This window comes from Kluyvera sp. 1366, assembly GCF_054823405.1.
In genome coordinates this window covers 237033-256875 of the sequence record NZ_JBTRDW010000006.1, presented here as the reverse complement: position 1 = coordinate 256875, position 19843 = coordinate 237033, and the positions used below count along the sequence as shown (strand labels likewise).

The window sequence follows — 19843 nt, the reverse complement described above, 5'->3', positions numbered from 1 at the left end:
GGCATCGTTACCCTGGACGAGAATCAACCGATGGCCCCGTGTCTTAATGCACTGACGTCAACCTCACGGTTGTCGGCGGCTAAAGGGGCGCAAATCTTGTCGGTGGCCTGTTTTTCATAAGGAAATCCAGCGCCTGAAGGTGGAAATGTTACAGAGTATTCAAAAATCCACACATCCTGGTCTGTCGTCCAGGCCGCAACCCGCAGCCCGCTAAGTGCCTGATTTAACATTACGTCTTACGCCATTGCTGCGTGTCCGTTAAATCCGGCAAAATGACTTATTTCGCTCTTTTTCCTGCCTGAATCTTTCCAGGGCAGAAACCCCTGCATTATTCCATTGCTAACTCACATTAAGCAAGGCGACTTTTGCCAAGCTGAGAAGTTTATTCATCCATAACCTGTTCATTTGCAGGGCTAATCATCGCATCGCTGAAAATGTCGCCATTTTCACCGTTTCAATACGCGACAAAGAGAGAGTTAAGCACAGAAAAAGGGGTGGCGCTATCCAGGGACACTAATTAGAATCGCCGCCATGAAAACAGAGAATCCCGGCGTACAGTATGTCGCCATCACGGCTGAAAATGCCGGACAACGAATTGATAACTTTTTGCGCACCCAGCTCAAGGGCGTGCCGAAAAGCATGATTTATCGCATTTTGCGTAAAGGCGAAGTACGGGTAAATAAAAAGCGCGTTAAACCGGAATATAAGCTGGAGGAGGGCGACGAGCTGCGTATTCCGCCGGTCCGGGTTGCCGAACGCGAAGAGAATACGGTTTCACCGAAACTGGATAAAGTCGCGGCGCTCACCAATGCCATTCTGTATGAAGATGATTACCTGATGGTGCTGAATAAACCGTCGGGCACTGCGGTGCACGGTGGCAGCGGATTAAGTTTTGGCGTGATTGAAGGGCTGCGTGCGTTGCGTCCGGAAGCGCGTTTCCTTGAGTTAGTCCATCGTCTGGATCGTGATACTTCTGGCATTCTGCTGGTGGCGAAGAAGCGTTCTGCTTTGCGCTCGCTGCACGAGCAACTGCGTGAAAAGGGCATGCAGAAGGATTACCTTGCGCTGGTGCGCGGTGACTGGCCGTCGCATCTGAAAGTGGTGCAGGCTCCGCTGCTAAAGAACATTTTGCAGAGCGGCGAACGCGTGGTGCGCGTAAGTGCGGAGGGCAAACCTTCCGAGACGCGCTTTAAAGTAGAAGAGCGTTTTGGTTTCGCAACCTTAGTGAAAGCCAGCCCGGTGACGGGCCGTACCCATCAGATTCGTGTGCATACGCTGCACGGTGGCCATCCGATCGCTTTTGACGATCGTTACGGCGACCGCGACTTTGACGCACAGCTGGGTTCGACGGGCTTGTCGCGTCTGTTCCTGCACGCGGCTGCGTTGACCTTTACCCATCCCAACACCGGAGAAGTGCTGCGGATGGAAGCGCCACTGGATGGCGCACTGAAACATTGCCTCGCGCAACTGCGTCAGAAGAAAGACTGATTAAAGGGGCATCAACACAATGCGTTGATGCCCACCGCTCTTAACATCTCATTTAGCGCGATCAGCGGTAAGCCAATCAAGGTATTAGGATCGCGACCTTCTAGCCTGTCAAATAAACAAATCCCCAATCCTTCGCTTTTAAAACTGCCGGCACATTGTAGCGGCTGTTCCTTTTCGACATAGCCGCGAATCTCTTCGGCACTCAACTCGCGGAAATGCACGGTAAAGGGTTCGCAAATAACCGATTGGGTGCCGCTCTGCGGTTGCAGAAGTGCCAGGCCGGTATAAAAGGTGATGGCGTTACCGCTGGCGGCCGCGAGTTGCTGGCAGGCCTTCTCTACGGTATGCGGTTTACCGGTTATCTCGCCATTCAATACACAAACCTGATCGGAACCGATAATCCAGCGGTCCGGGTAACGTGCAGCCAGCGCCTGCGCTTTGGCTAATGCCAGCCGCTGCACCAGCTCGGAGGCTGATTCATGCGGCAGCGGGGATTCGTCGCAATCGGGAGCGGCGGTAATAAAAGGCAGGCCCAGTTTGCTTAGCAGCGCCTGACGAAAAGGGGAGGTAGAAGCTAAAACCAAAGGTGTCGTCATTTTTTTTCAGAATAGATAGCGTAAAGATGGCAGTCATTTTAAACTATGCGCCGCACTGGATGCGACTAACGGGTGAAAGATGCCGTAAACCGGCCTTTTTCTTTGACTCTATGACGTTACAAAGTTAATATGCGCGCCCTATGCAAAAGGTAAAATTACCCCTGACGCTCGATCCGGTCCGCGCCGCGCAAAAACGCCTTGATTATCATGGTGTTTATGCACCTGAATTGGTGGCGCGCTTGGCCGAAACGGTCGTGAGTGTGGACAGTGAAGTTGAATGCGATATGTCGTTTGCGGTTGATAACCAGCGCCTCGCCGTTCTGCAAGGAACAGCCGAAGTGCAGGTGACTCTGTCATGTCAACGCTGCAACCAGTCGTTTCCACGTCATGTTCACGTAAGCTATTGCTTCAGTCCTGTCTCTTCTGATGAACAGGCCGAGGCACTACCGGAAGCCTACGAGCCAGTTGATGTCAATGATTTTGGTGAGATCGACTTGCTGGCAGTGATCGAAGATGAGCTCATCCTCGCGCTGCCCGTGGTTCCGGTGCATGATTCTGAACACTGTGAAGTGTCCGACGCGGACATGGTATTTGGTCAATTGCCTCCAGAGGCAGAAAAACCAAATCCCTTTGCCGTATTAGCCAGTTTAAAGCGTAAGTAATAGGAGTAAGGTCCATGGCCGTACAACAGAATAAACCAACCCGTTCTAAGCGTGGTATGCGTCGTTCACACGATGCGCTGACCACTGCTGCTCTGTCAGTAGATAAAGTTTCTGGCGAAACTCATCTGCGTCACCATATCACTGCGGATGGTTACTACCGCGGTCGCAAGGTTATCACCAAGTAATCCTCGCGATTACACAAGGCGATACCTTGACACGTTTGACCCTGGCAGTTGATGCCATGGGCGGGGACTTCGGTCCTTGCGTGACAGTGCCTGCAGCCTTGCAGGCACTGGCCTCTCATTCGGAGCTGGTTCTTCTTCTGGTCGGCGATCCCGACATCATCTCGTCATTTCTTGCCAAAGCGGATTCCTCGTTACAGAGGCGTGTGCAGGTTATTCCTGCCGAATCGGTTATTGCAAGTGATGCCAAACCTTCTCAGGCGATTCGTAACAGCCGCGGCAGCTCCATGCGTGTGGCGTTAGAGTTGGTCAAAGAGGGGAAAGCACAAGCCTGTGTCAGTGCGGGAAATACCGGCGCACTGATGGGCCTGGCGAAAATGCTATTAAAACCGCTGGATGGCATTGAGCGTCCGGCGTTGATGACGGTGTTGCCGCATCAGCAGCATGGCAAAACGGTGGTGCTGGATCTCGGCGCTAACGTTGAATCCGACAGCGCCATGCTGGTGCAGTTTGCGATCATGGGCGCAGTGATGGCTGAAGAAGTGCTGGAGATCGCCCAGCCGCGTGTTGCGCTGCTGAATATTGGTCAGGAAGAGACCAAAGGATTGGAAACAATCCGCGCCGCATCTGCGGTGCTGCGAGCGTCACCGCAAATCAACTATATTGGATATCTTGAGGGGAACGATCTCCTCACCGGCAAGACGGATGTGCTGGTTTGTGATGGCTTCGTTGGTAATGTCACGTTGAAGACCATGGAAGGCGTGGTAAGAATGTTCCTCTCTCTGATTAAATCGTCAGAGGAAGGAAAAAAACGGGCCTGGTGGCTAACATTGCTGGGACGCTTGATTCAAAAGCGTCTGGCGAAGCGTTTCGGCCATCTCAACCCCGACCAGTACAATGGCGCTTGTCTGTTAGGATTGCGCGGGACAGTGATCAAAAGCCACGGTGCGGCGAATCAACGTGCATTTGCCGTGGCGATAGAGCAGGCGGAGCAGACGGTGCGAAAGCAAGTCCCTGAAAGGATTGCGGCGCGCCTTGACACTGTATTAGCCAGGAGTGACAAAGCGTAGATGTTTACCAAAATTATCGGTACGGGCAGCTATTTGCCTGAGCAGATTCGCTCCAATGCGGATCTGGAAAAAATGGTCGAGACGACGGACGAGTGGATTGTCACCCGTACCGGCATCCGTGAGCGTCGTATTGCCGCTCCGGAAGAAACCGTTGCTACTATGGGCTTCACCGCAGCACAGCGCGCGTTGGAAATGGCGGGTGTGAATGCGAGCGAAATTGGCCTGATCATTGTGGCGACCACCTCTTCCAGCCATGCCTTCCCAAGTTCAGCATGCATGATCCAGCAAATGCTGGAGATTAACGATTGCGCTGCCTTCGATTTGGCCGCTGCTTGTGCGGGCTTCACCTATGCACTGAGCGTTGCCGATCAATACATTAAAAATGGTGCGGTAAAACATGCGCTGGTGATCGGTGCAGACGTGCTGGCACGTACGCTCGATCCTAACGATCGCGGCACCATCATTCTGTTTGGTGATGGCGCGGGCGCGGTGGTGCTGAGTCAAAGCGAAGAGCCAGGCATCCTTTCTACCCATCTGCACGCCGACGGCCGTTACAGCAAACTGCTGACGCTGCCGTATCAGGATCGTGCCCATCAGGATGAGCCTGCTTATCTGACGATGGCGGGGAATGAAGTCTTCAAAGTGGCCGTGACTGAACTGGCGCACATTGTGGATGAAACTCTGCAAGCCAACAATCTTGATCGTGAAATGCTCGACTGGCTGGTGCCGCATCAGGCGAATCTGCGCATTATTAGCGCAACCGCCAAAAAGCTCGGTATGGGCATGGAGAAAGTTGTGGTCACGCTGGATCGTCACGGTAATACCTCGGCCGCGTCAGTGCCAAGTGCACTTGACGAAGCGGTGCGCGATGGCCGTATCAAGCCGGGACAACTGATTCTGCTGGAAGCCTTTGGTGGCGGTTTCACCTGGGGTTCTGCGCTGGTTCGCTTTTGATTGACAGGAACGAAAGATGACGCAATTTGCTTATGTTTTCCCAGGACAGGGATCGCAGACCGTCGGCATGTTAGCCGAGCTGGCCGCTGAAAACCCGCAGGTTGAAGCCACTTTCCGTGAAGCTTCTGACGCACTGGGTTATGACTTATGGCAGCTGGTCCAGCAGGGGCCAGCTGAAGAATTGAATAAAACCTGGCAGACACAGCCTGCGCTGCTGGCGGCTTCTGTTGCCATCTATCGCGTATTGCAGAGCAAAAATGCGGTGCAGCCAAGCATGATGGCCGGTCACAGCCTTGGTGAATACTCGGCGCTGGTTTGTGCCGGTGTGCTGAATTTCGCTGACGCCATTAAATTGGTTGAGCTGCGCGGCAAACTGATGCAGGAAGCGGTACCGGAAGGTACTGGCGCTATGCAGGCGATTATCGGCCTGGATGATGCATCCATCCGTAAAGCCTGTGAAGAGAGCGCTCAAGGCCAGGTGGTTTCACCGGTTAACTTCAACTCGCCGGGCCAGGTGGTTATCGCGGGCAACAAAGAAGCGGTTGAACGTGCGGGTGCAGCCTGTAAAGCTGCCGGTGCCAAACGTGCATTGCCGCTGCCAGTCAGCGTGCCATCGCACTGTGCGTTGATGAAACCTGCTGCCGATAAGCTGGCAGTAGCGCTCGAAGCGATCACCTTTAGTGCGCCTTCGGTGCCGGTGGTGAATAACGTCGACGTGAAGTGTGAAACTGAAGGTGCTGCGATTCGAAGTGCGCTGGTCCGTCAGCTGTATAGCCCCGTGCGCTGGACCGAATCGGTCGAATTTATTGCTGCGCAGGGCGTTGAGCAGCTGCTGGAAGTCGGTCCAGGTAAAGTTCTGACCGGTCTGACCAAACGTATTGTGGATAGCCTGAGTGCCGCTGCGGTGAACGATTCTGCTTCACTGAGCGCTGCACTTACCCAGGAATAAGAGGAAAAACATGAGCTTTGAAGGTAAAGTAGCGCTGGTTACCGGTGCAAGCCGTGGAATTGGTCGCGCCATTGCGGAAACGCTGGCTGCGCGCGGTGCCAAAGTGGTGGGAACCGCCACCAGTGCAAGCGGTGCGGAAGCAATCAGTGCTTACCTCGGCGACAAGGGCAAAGGCCTGCTGCTGAACGTTACTGATGCCGCCTCAATTGAGAGCGTCCTCGAACAAGTTCGCGCCGAATTTGGCGAAGTGGACATTTTAGTCAATAATGCAGGCATTACGCGTGACAATCTGTTGATGCGCATGAAAGACGATGAGTGGGCGGATATCCTTGATACCAACCTGACATCTGTCTTCCGTCTTTCTAAGGCGGTTATGCGTGCCATGATGAAAAAACGCGTGGGCCGTATCATTACCATCGGTTCTGTAGTTGGGACCATGGGTAACGCGGGTCAGGCAAACTATGCGGCAGCAAAAGCAGGTTTGATTGGCTTTAGCAAATCACTGGCGCGAGAAATTGCGTCACGTGGCATTACTGTAAACGTCGTGGCCCCGGGCTTTATCGAGACGGACATGACGCGTGCACTGAACGAAGATCAACGTTCGGGTATTTTGGCAGAAGTTCCCGCAGGTCGTTTAGGTGACCCGCAGGAGATTGCCAATGCTGTTGCATTCTTAGCCTCTGACGAAGCAGCCTATATCACGGGTGAAACGCTTCATGTCAATGGCGGCATGTACATGGTCTGATAATCACGAAAACATTTGCTTTATCTACGGTAAACACCGCAGAATAACGCAAAATCGTGGTTCGACCAGCCGGGATTTTGTTGCATCTTTTTCAACATTTTATACACTACGAAAACCATCGCGAAAGCGAGTTTTGATAGGAAATTAAATAGTATGAGCGATATCGAACAACGCGTTAAGAAAATCGTAGCTGAGCAGCTGGGTGTTAAAGAAGACGAAGTGATTAACACTGCTTCTTTCGTTGAAGACCTTGGTGCAGATTCTCTTGACACCGTTGAGCTGGTAATGGCTCTGGAAGAAGAGTTTGATACTGAAATTCCAGACGAAGAAGCTGAGAAAATCACTACCGTTCAGGCAGCGATCGACTACATCACTAGCCATCAAGGTTAATGAATATCTTCAGGCGGTCACCTCGACCGCCTGAGTTTTATGTTTGCCCCACATAGCGTTATTTTTTCCCTCCCTGGAGGACGTGCGTGTCTAAGCGTCGTGTAGTTGTGACTGGTCTTGGCATGTTGTCTCCTGTCGGCAATACCGTAGAGTCTACCTGGAGTGCTCTCCTTGCCGGTCAGAGCGGCATTAGCCTGATCGACCATTTTGATACTAGTGCCTACGCAACGCGTTTTGCGGGCTTAGTAAGAGATTTTAATTGCGATGATTTCATCTCGCGCAAAGATCAGCGCAAGATGGATGACTTCATCCAATACGGCATCGTTGCTGGTATTCAGGCTATGGCAGACTCCGGTCTGGTCGTAACCGATGAGAATGCTGGTCGCATTGGTGCGGCAATCGGTTCTGGTATTGGCGGACTGGGTTTAATCGAAGATAACCACAGTTCGCTGGTCAACGGTGGACCGCGCAAAATCAGCCCATTCTTCGTGCCTTCAACCATCGTCAACATGGTTGCTGGTCATCTCACCATCATGTACGGCCTGAAAGGTCCAAGCATCTCTATCGCAACTGCCTGTACGTCTGGTGTGCACAACATTGGTCATGCAGCGCGTATCATTGCGTATAACGATGCTGATGTGATGTTGGCGGGTGGTGCGGAGAAAGCCAGTACGCCACTTGGTGTCGGTGGTTTTGGTGCTGCTCGTGCGCTCTCCACGCGTAATGACAATCCTCAGGCGGCAAGCCGTCCGTGGGATAAAGATCGTGACGGTTTCGTGTTGGGTGACGGTGCTGGCATTGTCGTACTGGAAGAGTACGAACACGCTAAGAAACGTGGTGCGAAGATTTATGCTGAGATCATCGGTTTCGGCATGAGCAGCGATGCTTACCACATGACGTCACCTCCGGAAGACGGTTCAGGTGCAGCCGCGGCGATGGTTAACGCGCTACGTGACGCGCAGCTGAACGCTGAGCAGATCGGTTATGTCAACGCGCATGGCACCTCGACGCCAGCCGGTGACAAAGCGGAAGCGCAGGCGGTGAAATCGGTGTTTGGTGCGGCAGCTCACAGTGTGATGGTCAGCTCTACCAAGTCGATGACTGGCCACCTGTTGGGTGCGGCGGGTGCAGTAGAAGCGATTTATTCGATTCTGGCGCTGCGCGACCAGGCGATTCCACCGACCATCAACCTCGACAATCCTGACGAAGGTTGCGATCTGGACTTCGTGCCGCATACGGCGCGCCAGGTCAGCGGACTGGAGTACACCTTGTGTAACTCCTTCGGATTTGGCGGCACTAACGGCTCGCTGATCTTCCGCAAGGTTTAATCGCTCCTCAGCCATACAGAGGCCCGCAATGCGGGCCTTTTTTATATTTTCTACCGGGCTAATCAAGGCGGCCAGCATGTGGATAAACGGCATACCGCAAACCGAGCTTTCAGCACGCGATCGCGCAGTGCAATTTGGTGATGGCTGCTTTACCACCGCCGCGGTGATTAACGGCCATGTTGTGATGCTGGATGCGCATCTGCAGCGGCTCAAAGAGGGCTGTGCAAGGCTAATGATGGATGTGCCGGATTTAGTCCAGCTCGCTACAGAAATGCATAATGCCGCTAGGGGACAAACACATGCGGTGCTGAAGGTGATCGTGACGCCGGGCGCAGGCGGACGCGGTTACAGCCGCGCAGGCTGCCACTCACCTACGCGCATTCTTTCGCTCTCGCCGTGGCCGCAGCATTACGCCACGTTGCAACAGCAGGGCGCTGTGCTCCACACCAGCCCAATACGTCTGGCGCGCAATCCGTTGCTGGCCGGCGTAAAACACCTAAATCGCCTTGAGCAAGTGCTGATTCGCCAGCATCTTGACCAGACGGGCGGTGACGAGGCGCTGGTGCTTGACACTGGCGGGACGGTGGTGGAATGCTGTGCGGCCAATTTGTTCTGGCGTAAGGGCAACAATGTTTTTACGCCGCAGCTTGAGCAGGCTGGCGTGGATGGCATTATGCGTCGTTATCTGATGGCGCAGATGGCCGCAAATGGCCAGACTTGTCAGCTGATTGATGGCAGCAGGGACGACGTATTGAACGCCGATGAAGTGGTGATATGTAACGCCCTGATGCCCGTTTTACCCGTGCGACAAATTGACGACGTTTCATTTACCGCACGCTCGCTGTATCAGCAACTGCGCGCCAGTTGCCCGACGATGGAAGTATCATGACTCGAATGAAAAAAATTCTCGCAGGCGTTGTAATTGTCGCAGGACTCACCGCCGCCTTTGGCTATTGGCAGATTGAACGTTTAGCTGATACGCCCTTAACACTGCAGCAAGAAACCATTTACACCTTGCCCGCTGGCAGCGGTCGCGTGGTACTGGAAGCGCAACTGGAAAGTCAGAAGATCATTCCGCAAAGTATCTGGTTTGGGCCGCTGCTGAAACTGGAACCGGAACTGGCACGTTTCAAAGCCGGTACCTATCGCCTGGAAACCGGCATGACGGTGCGCCAGCTACTGCAACTGTTGGCCAGCGGTAAAGAAGCGCAGTTCCCGGTGCGTTTTATTGAAGGTTCGCGTCTTACCGAGTGGTTAGCCGAGCTACGCAAAGCGCCATACCTGAAACACACGCTGAGCGACGATCAATTTGCCACCGTTGCCGCCGCGCTTAAGCTTGATGTTAGCCAGCTGGAAGGCGGTTTCTATCCGGATACCTATCTCTATACCGCCAATACCAGCGATGTGGCGCTGCTGGAGCGTGCCCACGCGCGCATGAACAAGTTGGTTGATGAGATTTGGCAGGGACGTATGGAAAATCTGCCTTATAAGAAAGCGCAGGACATGGTCACCATGGCGTCGATCATTGAGAAAGAGACCGGCGTGAGCGAAGAGCGCGCGCGCGTGGCGTCGGTGTTCATCAATCGACTGCGGACCGGAATGAAGCTGCAGACCGATCCCACGGTGATTTACGGCATGGGCGACAGCTACACCGGCACGCTAACGCGTAAAAATCTGGAAACGCCGACCGACTACAACACTTATACCATTAGCGGTTTGCCGCCGGGACCGATTGCGATGCCGGGCCGTGCTTCACTGGAAGCGGCTGCGCATCCGGAAAAAACCAACTACCTCTATTTTGTCGCGGATGGCAAAGGTGGACACACCTTTACCACCAATCTGGCCAGCCACAACAAAGCGGTGCAGGTTTACCGGCTGGCAATGAAGGAAAAAAATGAAAAGTAAGTTTATCGTCATTGAAGGCCTGGAAGGTGCAGGCAAAACCACCGCACGCGATGCGCTGGTTGCCGTGCTGCATGAGCACGGGATTAATGATGTCGTCTTCACGCGCGAGCCCGGCGGTACGCCGCTGGCGGAACAATTGCGTATATTGGTCAAGCAGGGCATAGACGGCGAGCAGGTGACCGATAAAGCCGAGCTGCTGATGTTGTATGCGGCACGCGTGCAGCTGGTAGAGAACGTCATCAAACCGGCGCTGGCACGCGGTGCCTGGGTGGTGGGCGATCGTCACGATCTCTCTTCCCAAGCCTATCAGGGCGGCGGACGCGGACTGGATGCGCAACTGATGACCACGCTGCGTGATGCGGTGCTGGGCGATTTCCGTCCCGATCTCACGCTCTATCTCGACGTCACGCCAGAAATTGGACTGCAACGCGCCCGCGCACGCGGTGAGCTGGATCGCATTGAGCAGGAATCATTGCGCTTCTTCGAGCGCACGCGTGAACGCTATCTGGCCTTAGCTGCTCAGGATCCCTCGATACTCACCATTGATGCGACGCAAAACATTGCAAACGTGACATCGTCACTTCAACGCACCTTGCGTAGCTGGCTGGCAGGCCAATCCGCATGAATTGGTATCCGTGGTTGAATCAGCCTTATCGACAAATCATCGCCCGCCATCAAAGCGGCCAGGCGCATCACGCGCTGCTGGTACAAGCCATTGCAGGCATGGGTGACGATGCGCTGATCTGGGGCGTGAGCCGTTGGTTGATGTGTTTACAGCCGGAAGGATTGAAAAGTTGCGGCCATTGCCACGGTTGCCAGTTAATGCAGGCGCACACGCATCCCGATTGGTATCGCCTGGAAGCCGAAAAGGGGAAATCTTCGCTCGGTATTGATGCTGTGCGTGACGTCACTGAAAAGCTGTATCACTTTGCCCAGCAGGGCGGCGCAAAAATCGTTTGGTTGCCCGATGCGGCGCAGCTGACGGAAGCCGCCGCCAACGCATTATTGAAAACGCTGGAAGAACCACCGGCCAATTGCTGGTTTTTCCTCAGCGTGCGCGAACCTTCACGCTTGCTGCCTACGTTGCGCAGTCGCTGCATGACGTGGCATCTGTCGCCGCCGGAAGAGGCGCATAGTTTGCAATGGCTGCAGAAACAGCAACCGCAGCCGGAAGAGAAGCTGCGCGCTGCCTTGCGTTTGAGTAATGGCGCACCCGCCGCCGCCTTGACGCTGTTGCAGCCCGAGCGCTGGCAGGCGCGTGAAACGTTGTGTGAAACGCTGATTAAAGCGCTCAACGGCGATGTGCTGCAGCTGTTACCCGCGCTAAACAGCGAAGATGTGGCCGTACGTCTCAGTTGGCTGATTTCACTGCTGGTGGATGCGATGAAAGTGCAGCAGGACGCAAGTCAGTGGCTAAGCAACGGTGATCATCCGGATGTGGTCACACAGTTGGCGCAAAGAATGAACAGCAGTGCGCTCAACAGCAGCGCGCAGCAATGGATGCAGTGTCGCGAACAGCTGTTACATGTCGCCGCACTCAATCGAGAATTAATGTTGACCGATCGTTTACTCGCCTGGGGACGTTTACTGGCTCCGGCAACGGTCGGTTAAGCGAAAAGAGAGCTCTATGTTTATTGTCGATTCCCACTGCCATCTCGATGGCCTCGATTATGAAAAGCACCATCGCGATCTGGATGATGTCATCGCCAAAGCGGCGGCGCGCGATGTGAAGTTTATGCTGGCGATTGCCACCACCTTGCCGGATTACTACAAAATCAAACAGCTGGTGGGCGATCGTGAAAACGTCGCGCTGGCTTGTGGCGTCCATCCGCTTAATCAGGAAGCGCCGTACGACGTTGAAGAGTTCCGCCGTCTGGCCGCAGAGGATCGCGTGGTCGCGCTGGGTGAAACCGGGCTGGACTATTTCTATCAGCAGGAAACTAAAGCGCAGCAACAAGCTTCGTTTCGTGAGCACATTCGTACCGGCATTGCGTTGAATAAACCGATCATCGTGCACACGCGTGATGCGCGTGAAGACACGCTGGCGATTCTGCGCGAAGAGCAGGTAGAGAAGTGCGGCGGCGTGCTGCACTGTTTTACCGAAGATAAAGAGACCGCCGCCAAATTGCTCGATCTCGGTTTTTATATCTCTTTCTCCGGCATTCTGACTTTCCGCAACGCCGAACAGATCCGCGATGCGGCGCGCTACGTGCCGCTTGATCGTATGCTGGTGGAAACCGATTCGCCGTATCTGGCGCCGGTACCGCACCGTGGTAAAGAGAATCAGCCAGCGTTTACGCGTGATGTGGCGGATTACATGGCGGTGTTAAAAGGCGTTGATATCGAAACCCTCGCCGCTACTACCACCGAAAATTTCTCCCGCCTGTTCCACATCCCGATGAGTCGCCTCGGCGGCTAAACGCTTTATTTCAAACGCTGTAATTAATCAAAAATCACTCTACTGCACTGCGTCTTACGGGACGCAGGCAGTGTTTTATTGCTGTTTATTAGCGCAAGTCAGTAAGAAATGACTGAAAGGAATGGGACGTCCTTAGCGAAATGTGATGGCCGTCAATTTAACAATTAGCGATTTATTTTACTCTTCGTAATAAATCAAAAGACGCTCAGCGTCACCCCGGCGAAGGATCCTCCCCCTAAGCCATGCGCACTGCGCAAAAAAATTGCACTCATACTCAGGAGTTTCTATGTTCAAGAACGCATTTGCGAACCTGCAGAAAGTAGGTAAATCGCTGATGTTGCCGGTATCGGTTCTGCCGATTGCCGGTATTTTGTTAGGTGTTGGTTCTGCAAACTTCAGCTGGCTGCCGGAAGTGGTTTCCCACGTCATGGCCGAAGCGGGTGGTTCGGTGTTTGCCAATATGCCGCTGATCTTTGCGATCGGTGTGGCGCTTGGCTTTACCAATAACGACGGCGTTTCCGCGCTGGCGGCCGTGGTTGCCTACGGCATCATGGTGAAAACCATGGCGGTGGTTGCACCGCTGGTGCTGCATATGCCTGCCGGAGAAATTGAGGCTAAGCATCTTGCAGATACCGGTGTGCTCGGCGGAATCATCGCCGGTTCCATCGCGGCGTATATGTTTAACCGCTTCTATCGCATCAAACTGCCTGAGTATCTCGGCTTTTTTGCCGGCAAGCGCTTTGTGCCGATCATCTCCGGTCTGGCGGCGATTTTCACCGGTGTGGTGCTGTCATTCATTTGGCCGCCAATCGGTACCGCGATTCAGGAATTCTCACAATGGGCAGCCTATCAAAACCCAGTCGTCGCCTTTGGACTGTACGGTCTGATTGAGCGTTCGCTGGTGCCGTTTGGTCTGCACCATATCTGGAACGTCCCTTTCCAGATGCAGATTGGTGAATTCACCAACGCCGCAGGCCAGGTATTCCACGGTGATATCCCACGTTACATGGCGGGCGACCCAACGGCAGGCAAACTGTCTGGCGGCTTCCTGTTCAAAATGTACGGTCTGCCAGCGGCAGCGATTGCGATTTGGCATACGGCTAAACCAGAAAACCGCGCCAAAGTGGGCGGTATTATGATCTCCGCCGCGCTGACCTCGTTCCTGACCGGTATCACCGAGCCAATCGAGTTTGCCTTCATGTTCGTGGCGCCGATTCTGTATGTGATCCACGCGATTCTGGCAGGTCTGGCCTTCCCAATCTGTATTCTGCTGGGGATGCGTGATGGCACCAGCTTCTCACACGGTTTGATCGACTTTATCGTGCTGAGCGGTAACAGCAGCAAAATCTGGTTGTTCCCGATTGTGGGTATCATCTACGGCCTGATTTACTACACCGTATTCCGTTTCCTGATTGTGAAACTGAATCTGAAAACCCCTGGCCGTGAGGAGACCGCGATGGAGCAGAGCAGCGCAACCGGCAGCGAAATGGCGGGTAAACTGGTTACCGCGTTTGGTGGTAAAGAGAACATCACTAACCTTGATGCCTGTATCACGCGTCTGCGTGTCAGCGTGGCGGATGTCGGCAAGGTTGATAAGGCTGAACTGAAAAGCCTCGGCGCGCGTGGTGTGGTGGTAGCAGGTTCAGGCGTTCAGGCGATTTTCGGCACCAAGTCCGATAACCTGAAAACCGAAATGGATGATTATATCCGCAGCATGTAACTGAAAAAGGCGGGCAGAGCTGGTGCGATGAAGCGGCGTCAGATCGTAAAGACGCCATAAACCTTCCCTGGGGCTCGGCCCAAGCCATCCATGGCTTGGGACGCTTTACTCCTCTGCCGCCGCTTCAACGCACATTACTTACTGTGCGTAAAAATGCCCTCAAATGAGGGCATTTTTTTATTTACAAATAAACCCGCAAATACTCCGTCAAACACAGCAGCGCCATGGCCTGACCATACGGCATTGAGGTGAGCGGGATTTGGCGGTAATACTCGAGATCGCTGCCCATCGCTGTTCCGAACGACACCTGCTTCAATTCCCCATCCTCATCGATATTGCCGATCACGCCGCGCAACGCTTTCTCCGCCAGCGGCAAATATTCGGGCGAAAGATAATGTTTGCGCACCGCTTTAAGAATGCCATAGGCGAAACCGGCGGTGGCGGAGGCTTCCGGATAACTGTTGGGATCGTCGAGCAAGGTGTGCCACAAACCGCTGCTGTGCTGACAGGCGCTCAGCGCCTTCACCTGACTCTCCAGCACCTGCTGCAGGAAACGCCGCGTGGCGTGCTGTTCCGGCCAGTTCATCATCTCGAGGAAATCAGGAATAACGATAGTCAGCCAGCTATTGCCGCGCGCCCAACGTGCGTTGGCAAAATTGTGCCGCCCCTCAAACGTCCAGCCGTGGAACCACAAACCGGTTTGGCGATCCATCAAATATTGGGTATGAATCAGGAACTGATAACTGGCTTCTTCGACAAACTCCGGACGATCCAGCAGCTGGCCAATCTTCGCCAGCGCCATTACGCTCATCATCAAGGTGTCATCCCACAGCTGCTGGGTGTTTTCGTTGTTGTAGACGATGTGCTGCAAACCGCCTTGCTCGGTGCGTGGCATCTCATACATCACCCATTCAGCCCAACGCTCCAGCACCGGTCGCCATGCGGCATTGCGCGTCTCTTCATAGCGATACGCCAGCGTCAGGAACGGGCAAACGGTATTGACGTTCTTGGTTGGCGTACCTTCCGCCAGGCGCGTGCTGAACCAGTCATCGATAATCTTCAGCGTCGCTTGATCGCCGGTTTGCTGATAGTAGTGCAGCATGCCGTACAGGCCGATGCCGTGCGTCCACTCCCAACCGGCCCAGCCTTTGGTATCGATCACGCGGCCATCATCAAGGCGCAGCAAAAACTCGCCGCTGTGATCGGTAATATTCACCAGATTATGGGTTAGCCGCTTAATCAACTGCACCAGCTCAGTACGTGGCAACAGATATTCAGGCTGGCGCAGTAACGCGCTGTGCTTTACAGGAAATACAGTCATGGTTCATTCCTATCGTTAATCAGGGTAGAGAGAGAAGGTAAAGATCGTGGCTGCGTCGGCAGCGGCGGTGCGGCAGGCTTATGACGGTTGAGATAGCCGACGTTGTTATTGCCCCACAGATTTTCATACGGCATGCCCGCCAGCATTTCGACCACTTCACGCGCCTGTGGCGAAATACGCTCTGGCACCACGCGTCCGGCTTCGCGCATTTTCAACGTCTCTTCGCGCAGCACGGTGTGGGTTTGCAGATTGAGTTTAAAGCGCAGTGAAATAATGAAGCCGCAGGCCAGCACACAGAGCGTGCCCACGCTGAGGATCGCCAGGATGGTATGGCCGACAGCCGGCACCTGCGTGGCCTGGCCGGAAGAGAAGCCCGCCAGCTGCAACACGATACCGACGAACATCACCGCACCCGCTTGCGAGGCTTTGCGCGTCAGCGTCATGATGCCGGCAAAAATGCCTTCGCGACGTTGGCCGGTAATCACTTCATCGACGTCAGCGATATAGGTGTAAGTATTCCACGGCACATAGTTGATGCCGCCGCGACCAAGACCGGCAAGACCGGAAATCAGTACCAGCAGAGCGAAGTTGTCGTTCATGCCGCTGTACCACAATCCGGCGTAGGAGAGGGCGCTAAGCCCAAACAGCACCACCACCATACGGTATGCGGGCGCAGGCCCAAGGCGGATACACAGCGGAATCATCGCCATCACCGCAATAAACTGCATCACCGCCATGGTGCCCATCAGGTTGGAGGCGATCTGCGCGCTTTGCATCAGCACAAATACCACATACCAGGTGAACACCGCGTTAAAAACGTCCTGCGCGATATAGCCGCCGAGATACATGCCCAGATGCTGGCGGAAAATACGAATGCGCAGCGTTGAGGCCAGCTCGGTGTAGAGGCGCTTCAGGCTCTGTAGCAAGGTCAGCTGTGATTTTTCCTGCTCGGCGCGGCGCGATTCGGCAGAGAAATCGTCAGGATCGCGTTCCCAGGTAAACAGCCACACCAACGTTAATACCAGCGCACAAATCACCGAGAACACCAGGCTGGCGTAGAAGAAGGAGATCGGATTCTCTTTGCCAAACCAGCCAATCAGTATGCCCGGCAGGAACGCTGCCAGAATGGCCGACAGCTGCGCCAGGCCAATACGCGCGCCAGAGAAGCGGGTTTTCTGTTTGAAATCATCGGTCATCTCCGGTACCAGCGTTTCGTAAGGCACCAGAATCATGGTGTAGACCATATCGAACAGCAGATAAGTCAGCAGATACCACCAAAAACTCATGTCGCCAACCCACATCAGGCTGTAGCTGAACACGCACGGAATACCGAGCAGGATAAAAAATTTGCGGCGGCCAAAGCGCTTGCCGAGCCAGGTCGAACCGAAGTTATCGGTCAGGAAACCCATCAGCGGGCTCACCACCGCATCCAGTACGCGGGCGGCGGCGAAAATGAAGGTCGCCTGAATCGGCGAGAGCCCACAAAAGGTGGTGTAAAAGTAGAGCAGCCAGGCGGCGGTTAGCGCCGTGGTGCCTGCACCGAGGAAATCCCCGGACCCATAGGCCAGATAATGGCCCAGGCCAATCTTACGAGAGCGCATGGCAGGTTCTCCTTGAATTAGTCGGTAAACACATCCCTCATCACTCCGTACAACTTGCGCGGATTGGATTGAAAGTAGAGCGGCTTAAGCTGGCAAACCTTCGTGATTTCGCAATGACCTGCAGGTGAGTGGCAAAATCACAAAGAAAATGGCGTGATATCTCTAATTTATAAAACAGCGTTTCATTTTTGTGGTTAAGGAGATGTCAGGAATGCGAGCTGTAGCACATGCGTGGCGAAGAGTTAAATCGGCTTAAAGGCAGCCATTTAATGCAGGAATTGTGGTCCTGAGGTTGAAAGAAATGGAATTCCTCACGCATACTGCCTGACTGAACTCAGGCTTAAGGAAATGCACCATGGCTGAAGAAACCATTTTCAGTAAAATCATCCGTCGCGAGATCCCCGCCGACGTGGTTTATCAGGACGAACTGGTCACCGCCTTCCGTGATATCGCGCCGAAAGCGCCTACCCATATCTTGATCATCCCCAATGTATTGATTCCCACCGCCAACGATGCGCAGCCCGCACACGAGCAGGCGCTGGGCCGGATGATCACCGTAGCCGCCAAAATTGCCCGTGATGAAGGCATTGCCGAAGATGGCTATCGTCTGATCATCAACTGCAACAGCCATGGCGGTCAGGAGGTTTATCACATCCATATGCATTTTGTTGGCGGTCAGCCGCTGGGCCCGATGCTGGCCAGCTAACTCAGGCGGACAACGTGATGCGTCAATGGCTGAGTGGCTTGCTGTTGCTGACCCTTGCAGGTTGCAGCAGCGATAAGCCGATGATTAATACCTCGCAGTCGCTGGTGATGGAATCGGCGGTGTTATCCGCGGGCATTATTACCGATGATCCGAAGTTGACCGAACAAGATGGTCAGCAGCGTGCCATGAGCATGTTGTACAACCAGCGTGAAACGCCAGTGAAAGTGCACTATCGTTTCTATTGGTACGACGACAAAGGATTGGAAATCACGCCGGAAGAGCCGGCGCAAAGCCAAATCGTTCCGGCGCACGGCAGCGTAGAAGTGGCCTCACAAATGGGCAATCCGACCGCCAGTAAGGTGCGTCTCTATCTTTATCTTTGAGGAGTAAGCTGTGATTCGCAGTGTAAAACGTTCGGGCGCGTTGTTATTTGCGCTAATGCTCACCGGTTGTGTGGTGCAACAACAGACGCCGGCACCGGTAGAACCCACGCAGCCGACTACGCCCACTCAGCCGGTTGAACCCACGCCGCAGCCAGTGCCGCCGCCGCAAACCGTGCCGCAGCCACCAAAGCTGAAAACCATTAACTGGGATGCCAGCGTCCAGCCGTTGGTCGGTAAGATGGTGCAATCTTCAGGCGTAAATCCGGGCAGCGTGCTGCTGGTGGATCGCATCAAGAACAGCACTAATGGCGCGCTGCAAACCGACAAAGCCACCGATGCGATTCAGAATGCGCTGGCCAACAACGGCAAGTTCACGCTGATCACCCCAGAACAGCTGGCGCAGGCCAAGCAAACGCTGGGCTTGTCGCCGGATGACAGCCTCAACTCGCGCAGTAAAGCGATTGGCCTGGCGCGCAACGTTAACGCGCAGTATGTGCTCTACAGCAATGCGCAGGGCGATGTGAAATCACCGACGCTGCAAATGCAGCTGATGCTGGTACAAACCGGTGAAATCATCTGGTCAGGAAACGGTGTTGCTCAACCCTGATCCACAGCTGCAAAACCTGCTTCAGCAACAATGGCCGACGGCGCAAGCTGCCGGTCATTTTTTCGCGCTGCCGGGACTGAGCGGGCAAAGCGTGCGCGTGCAGATGCCGCAGGGCGAATTGCTGGCGCGACGAGCGCCGCCGCAGCCGATCCCGTTTGTCGATCGCCAACGCGAATACCGCATTCTGCAGCAGCTGCGGCATGCACAGCTGGGGCCGCAGCCGCTGGCGTGGCGCCATCCCTGGCTGCTGCAAAGCTGGATGCCGGGCGAGGTGCTCACCTCCGCGCAGTTTAACGCGCAGCGGCAGGCGATTGTGGCGCTGCTGCAGCGTCTGCACCAACAGCCGCTCACCGGCTACCGTTTACGATTAGCGCCGCTGCTACAGCGCTATTGGCAGCTTTGCCGGCAGCGTCACTGGCGCTGGCAGCGTCGTCTGCAACGCTTATTACAGCAGGGCGAACCGCAGCCGCTGCGCCTGGCGCCGCTGCATATGGATGTCCACGCCGGCAACCTGATTGCCACGCCGGAAGGTTTACGCCTGATCGACTGGGAGTATGCCGCCGACGGTGACGTGGCGCTGGAGCTGGCGGCGGTGTGTGCGGTTGATGGCGATACGCGTTCCGCGTGGATTGCTGATTACGCCGCGCGCGCGCAACTGGATGAGCCAGCACTGGCATGCCAGATGCAGCGCTGGCAACCGTGGCTGCAGCTGTTGATGGCCAGCTGGTATCAGCTGCGTGCCGAGCAGAGCCAGGATGACACCTTACTGCAGCTGGCGCAGGCCAGCTGGCACGACCTTTAACCCAGGATTTTAATC

23 protein-coding genes are annotated in these 19843 nt (G+C 54.7%); 19 read left to right on the top strand and 4 right to left on the bottom strand.

What is annotated here, in order from left to right; translation table 11 throughout:
- Nucleotides 1–23 precede the first annotated feature (23 nt).
- Complete coding sequence (locus ACVLVH_RS15390) at nucleotides 24–230, bottom strand: hypothetical protein (protein ID WP_101760841.1); 207 nt, start codon at nucleotides 228–230, stop codon at nucleotides 24–26.
- Between the two features lie 301 nt (nucleotides 231–531).
- On the opposite strand from ACVLVH_RS15390, the gene rluC reads away from it, so the two are divergent.
- Entirely contained in the window at nucleotides 532–1488 is a 957-nt protein-coding gene (gene rluC / locus ACVLVH_RS15385) for a 23S rRNA pseudouridine(955/2504/2580) synthase RluC (protein WP_137385558.1), read from the top strand.
- Between the two features lie 11 nt (nucleotides 1489–1499).
- On the opposite strand, the gene ACVLVH_RS15380 is transcribed toward rluC, so the two are convergent.
- Nucleotides 1500–2084: a Maf family protein gene (locus tag ACVLVH_RS15380; protein WP_192413665.1), complete on the bottom strand. Its 585-nt coding sequence runs from the start codon at nucleotides 2082–2084 to the stop codon at nucleotides 1500–1502.
- 140 nt (nucleotides 2085–2224) lie between these two features.
- On the opposite strand from ACVLVH_RS15380, the gene yceD reads away from it, so the two are divergent.
- The 14 genes from yceD (at nucleotide 2225) to ptsG (ending at nucleotide 14408) form a co-directional block, all read left to right on the top strand.
- Nucleotides 2225–2746 (top strand): 23S rRNA accumulation protein YceD, encoded by a 522-nt coding sequence (yceD, locus tag ACVLVH_RS15375; RefSeq protein ID WP_007885785.1) that lies wholly within the window; start codon nucleotides 2225–2227, stop codon nucleotides 2744–2746.
- A 14-nt stretch (nucleotides 2747–2760) separates the two neighbouring features.
- Nucleotides 2761–2931: a 50S ribosomal protein L32 gene (gene rpmF / locus ACVLVH_RS15370; RefSeq protein WP_007885783.1), complete on the top strand. Its 171-nt coding sequence runs from the start codon at nucleotides 2761–2763 to the stop codon at nucleotides 2929–2931.
- Nucleotides 2932–2957: 26 nt separating this feature from the next.
- Nucleotides 2958–3998 carry a phosphate acyltransferase PlsX gene (gene plsX, locus ACVLVH_RS15365; RefSeq protein WP_192413663.1) on the top strand — a complete coding sequence of 347 codons (1041 nt, stop codon included), beginning with the start codon at nucleotides 2958–2960 and terminating at the stop codon, nucleotides 3996–3998.
- Entirely contained in the window at nucleotides 3999–4952 is a 954-nt protein-coding gene (locus ACVLVH_RS15360) for a beta-ketoacyl-ACP synthase III (RefSeq protein ID WP_110865925.1), read from the top strand.
- Nucleotides 4953–4968: 16 nt separating this feature from the next.
- On the top strand, nucleotides 4969–5901 hold the full coding sequence (gene fabD, locus ACVLVH_RS15355) for an ACP S-malonyltransferase (protein WP_110865926.1): 933 nt from the start codon (nucleotides 4969–4971) through the stop codon (nucleotides 5899–5901).
- Between the two features lie 10 nt (nucleotides 5902–5911).
- The gene (fabG, locus tag ACVLVH_RS15350) at nucleotides 5912–6646 is read left to right on the top strand and encodes a 3-oxoacyl-ACP reductase FabG (protein WP_007885776.1); all 735 of its coding nucleotides are present in this window, start codon (nucleotides 5912–5914) and stop codon (nucleotides 6644–6646) included.
- 153 nt (nucleotides 6647–6799) lie between these two features.
- On the top strand, nucleotides 6800–7036 hold the full coding sequence (gene acpP, locus ACVLVH_RS15345; RefSeq protein WP_101760835.1) for an acyl carrier protein: 237 nt from the start codon (nucleotides 6800–6802) through the stop codon (nucleotides 7034–7036).
- Between the two features lie 86 nt (nucleotides 7037–7122).
- A complete protein-coding gene (gene fabF / locus ACVLVH_RS15340; RefSeq protein WP_101760834.1) occupies nucleotides 7123–8364 on the top strand; it encodes a beta-ketoacyl-ACP synthase II in 1242 nt (413 codons plus the stop codon).
- A 76-nt stretch (nucleotides 8365–8440) separates the two neighbouring features.
- Nucleotides 8441–9253 (top strand): aminodeoxychorismate lyase, encoded by an 813-nt coding sequence (pabC, locus tag ACVLVH_RS15335; protein ID WP_498949676.1) that lies wholly within the window; start codon nucleotides 8441–8443, stop codon nucleotides 9251–9253.
- Nucleotides 9250–10269, top strand: a complete 1020-nt coding sequence (gene mltG, locus ACVLVH_RS15330; protein ID WP_210080519.1) for an endolytic transglycosylase MltG — start codon at nucleotides 9250–9252, stop codon at nucleotides 10267–10269. Before pabC ends, mltG begins: the two co-directional genes overlap by 4 nt.
- Nucleotides 10259–10894, top strand: coding sequence for a dTMP kinase (gene tmk / locus ACVLVH_RS15325; protein ID WP_312464331.1), 636 nt, complete (start codon nucleotides 10259–10261; stop codon nucleotides 10892–10894). Before mltG ends, tmk begins: the two co-directional genes overlap by 11 nt.
- Nucleotides 10891–11880 (top strand): DNA polymerase III subunit delta', encoded by a 990-nt coding sequence (holB, locus tag ACVLVH_RS15320; protein WP_277974737.1) that lies wholly within the window; start codon nucleotides 10891–10893, stop codon nucleotides 11878–11880. Before tmk ends, holB begins: the two co-directional genes overlap by 4 nt.
- 16 nt (nucleotides 11881–11896) lie before the next feature.
- Nucleotides 11897–12688, top strand: coding sequence for a metal-dependent hydrolase (locus ACVLVH_RS15315; protein WP_101760829.1), 792 nt, complete (start codon nucleotides 11897–11899; stop codon nucleotides 12686–12688).
- A gap of 286 nt (nucleotides 12689–12974) precedes the next feature.
- Entirely contained in the window at nucleotides 12975–14408 is a 1434-nt protein-coding gene (gene ptsG / locus ACVLVH_RS15310; RefSeq protein ID WP_498949674.1) for a PTS glucose transporter subunit IIBC, read from the top strand.
- A gap of 181 nt (nucleotides 14409–14589) precedes the next feature.
- Here ptsG and bglB read toward each other — a convergent pair whose 3' ends face one another.
- Together bglB and ACVLVH_RS15300 are read right to left on the bottom strand one after the other, a co-directional pair.
- Entirely contained in the window at nucleotides 14590–15729 is a 1140-nt protein-coding gene (gene bglB, locus ACVLVH_RS15305; RefSeq protein ID WP_137385566.1) for a beta-galactosidase BglB, read from the bottom strand.
- Complete coding sequence (locus ACVLVH_RS15300; protein WP_277974740.1) at nucleotides 15726–17330, bottom strand: MFS transporter; 1605 nt, start codon at nucleotides 17328–17330, stop codon at nucleotides 15726–15728. The genes bglB and ACVLVH_RS15300 overlap by 4 nt, the downstream gene beginning before the upstream one ends.
- A 355-nt stretch (nucleotides 17331–17685) precedes the next feature.
- Here ACVLVH_RS15300 and hinT point away from each other — a divergent pair, with 355 nt between their 5' ends.
- From hinT to thiK, 4 genes are read left to right on the top strand one after another with little or no spacing between them, the layout of a single operon-like run.
- Nucleotides 17686–18036, top strand: a complete 351-nt coding sequence (gene hinT, locus ACVLVH_RS15295; RefSeq protein WP_498949672.1) for a purine nucleoside phosphoramidase — start codon at nucleotides 17686–17688, stop codon at nucleotides 18034–18036.
- 17 nt (nucleotides 18037–18053) lie between these two features.
- Nucleotides 18054–18419, top strand: coding sequence for a YcfL family putative periplasmic lipoprotein (locus tag ACVLVH_RS15290; RefSeq protein ID WP_110865934.1), 366 nt, complete (start codon nucleotides 18054–18056; stop codon nucleotides 18417–18419).
- A gap of 10 nt (nucleotides 18420–18429) precedes the next feature.
- Nucleotides 18430–19026 carry a penicillin-binding protein activator LpoB gene (gene lpoB, locus ACVLVH_RS15285; protein ID WP_101760823.1) on the top strand — a complete coding sequence of 199 codons (597 nt, stop codon included), beginning with the start codon at nucleotides 18430–18432 and terminating at the stop codon, nucleotides 19024–19026.
- Nucleotides 19013–19828 (top strand): thiamine kinase, encoded by an 816-nt coding sequence (gene thiK, locus ACVLVH_RS15280; RefSeq protein ID WP_192234272.1) that lies wholly within the window; start codon nucleotides 19013–19015, stop codon nucleotides 19826–19828. The genes lpoB and thiK overlap by 14 nt, the downstream gene beginning before the upstream one ends.
- The last annotated feature ends 15 nt before the right edge of the window (nucleotides 19829–19843 follow it).

Bases quoted from the DNA above. Each gene is read 5' to 3' on its own strand.
- ACVLVH_RS15390 (WP_101760841.1), bottom strand. From the start codon at position 230: ATGTTAAATCAGGCACTTAGCGGGCTGCGGGTTGCGGCCTGGACGACA.
- rluC (WP_137385558.1), top strand. From the start codon at position 532: ATGAAAACAGAGAATCCCGGCGTACAGTATGTCGCCATCACGGCTGAA.
- ACVLVH_RS15380 (WP_192413665.1), bottom strand. From the start codon at position 2,084: ATGACGACACCTTTGGTTTTAGCTTCTACCTCCCCTTTTCGTCAGGCG.
- yceD (WP_007885785.1), top strand. From the start codon at position 2,225: ATGCAAAAGGTAAAATTACCCCTGACGCTCGATCCGGTCCGCGCCGCG.
- rpmF (WP_007885783.1), top strand. From the start codon at position 2,761: ATGGCCGTACAACAGAATAAACCAACCCGTTCTAAGCGTGGTATGCGT.
- ACVLVH_RS15360 (WP_110865925.1), top strand. From the start codon at position 3,999: ATGTTTACCAAAATTATCGGTACGGGCAGCTATTTGCCTGAGCAGATT.
- fabD (WP_110865926.1), top strand. From the start codon at position 4,969: ATGACGCAATTTGCTTATGTTTTCCCAGGACAGGGATCGCAGACCGTC.
- fabG (WP_007885776.1), top strand. From the start codon at position 5,912: ATGAGCTTTGAAGGTAAAGTAGCGCTGGTTACCGGTGCAAGCCGTGGA.
- acpP (WP_101760835.1), top strand. From the start codon at position 6,800: ATGAGCGATATCGAACAACGCGTTAAGAAAATCGTAGCTGAGCAGCTG.
- pabC (WP_498949676.1), top strand. From the start codon at position 8,441: ATGTGGATAAACGGCATACCGCAAACCGAGCTTTCAGCACGCGATCGC.
- mltG (WP_210080519.1), top strand. From the start codon at position 9,250: ATGACTCGAATGAAAAAAATTCTCGCAGGCGTTGTAATTGTCGCAGGA.
- tmk (WP_312464331.1), top strand. From the start codon at position 10,259: ATGAAAAGTAAGTTTATCGTCATTGAAGGCCTGGAAGGTGCAGGCAAA.
- holB (WP_277974737.1), top strand. From the start codon at position 10,891: ATGAATTGGTATCCGTGGTTGAATCAGCCTTATCGACAAATCATCGCC.
- ACVLVH_RS15315 (WP_101760829.1), top strand. From the start codon at position 11,897: ATGTTTATTGTCGATTCCCACTGCCATCTCGATGGCCTCGATTATGAA.
- ptsG (WP_498949674.1), top strand. From the start codon at position 12,975: ATGTTCAAGAACGCATTTGCGAACCTGCAGAAAGTAGGTAAATCGCTG.
- bglB (WP_137385566.1), bottom strand. From the start codon at position 15,729: ATGACTGTATTTCCTGTAAAGCACAGCGCGTTACTGCGCCAGCCTGAA.
- ACVLVH_RS15300 (WP_277974740.1), bottom strand. From the start codon at position 17,330: ATGCGCTCTCGTAAGATTGGCCTGGGCCATTATCTGGCCTATGGGTCC.
- hinT (WP_498949672.1), top strand. From the start codon at position 17,686: ATGGCTGAAGAAACCATTTTCAGTAAAATCATCCGTCGCGAGATCCCC.
- ACVLVH_RS15290 (WP_110865934.1), top strand. From the start codon at position 18,054: ATGCGTCAATGGCTGAGTGGCTTGCTGTTGCTGACCCTTGCAGGTTGC.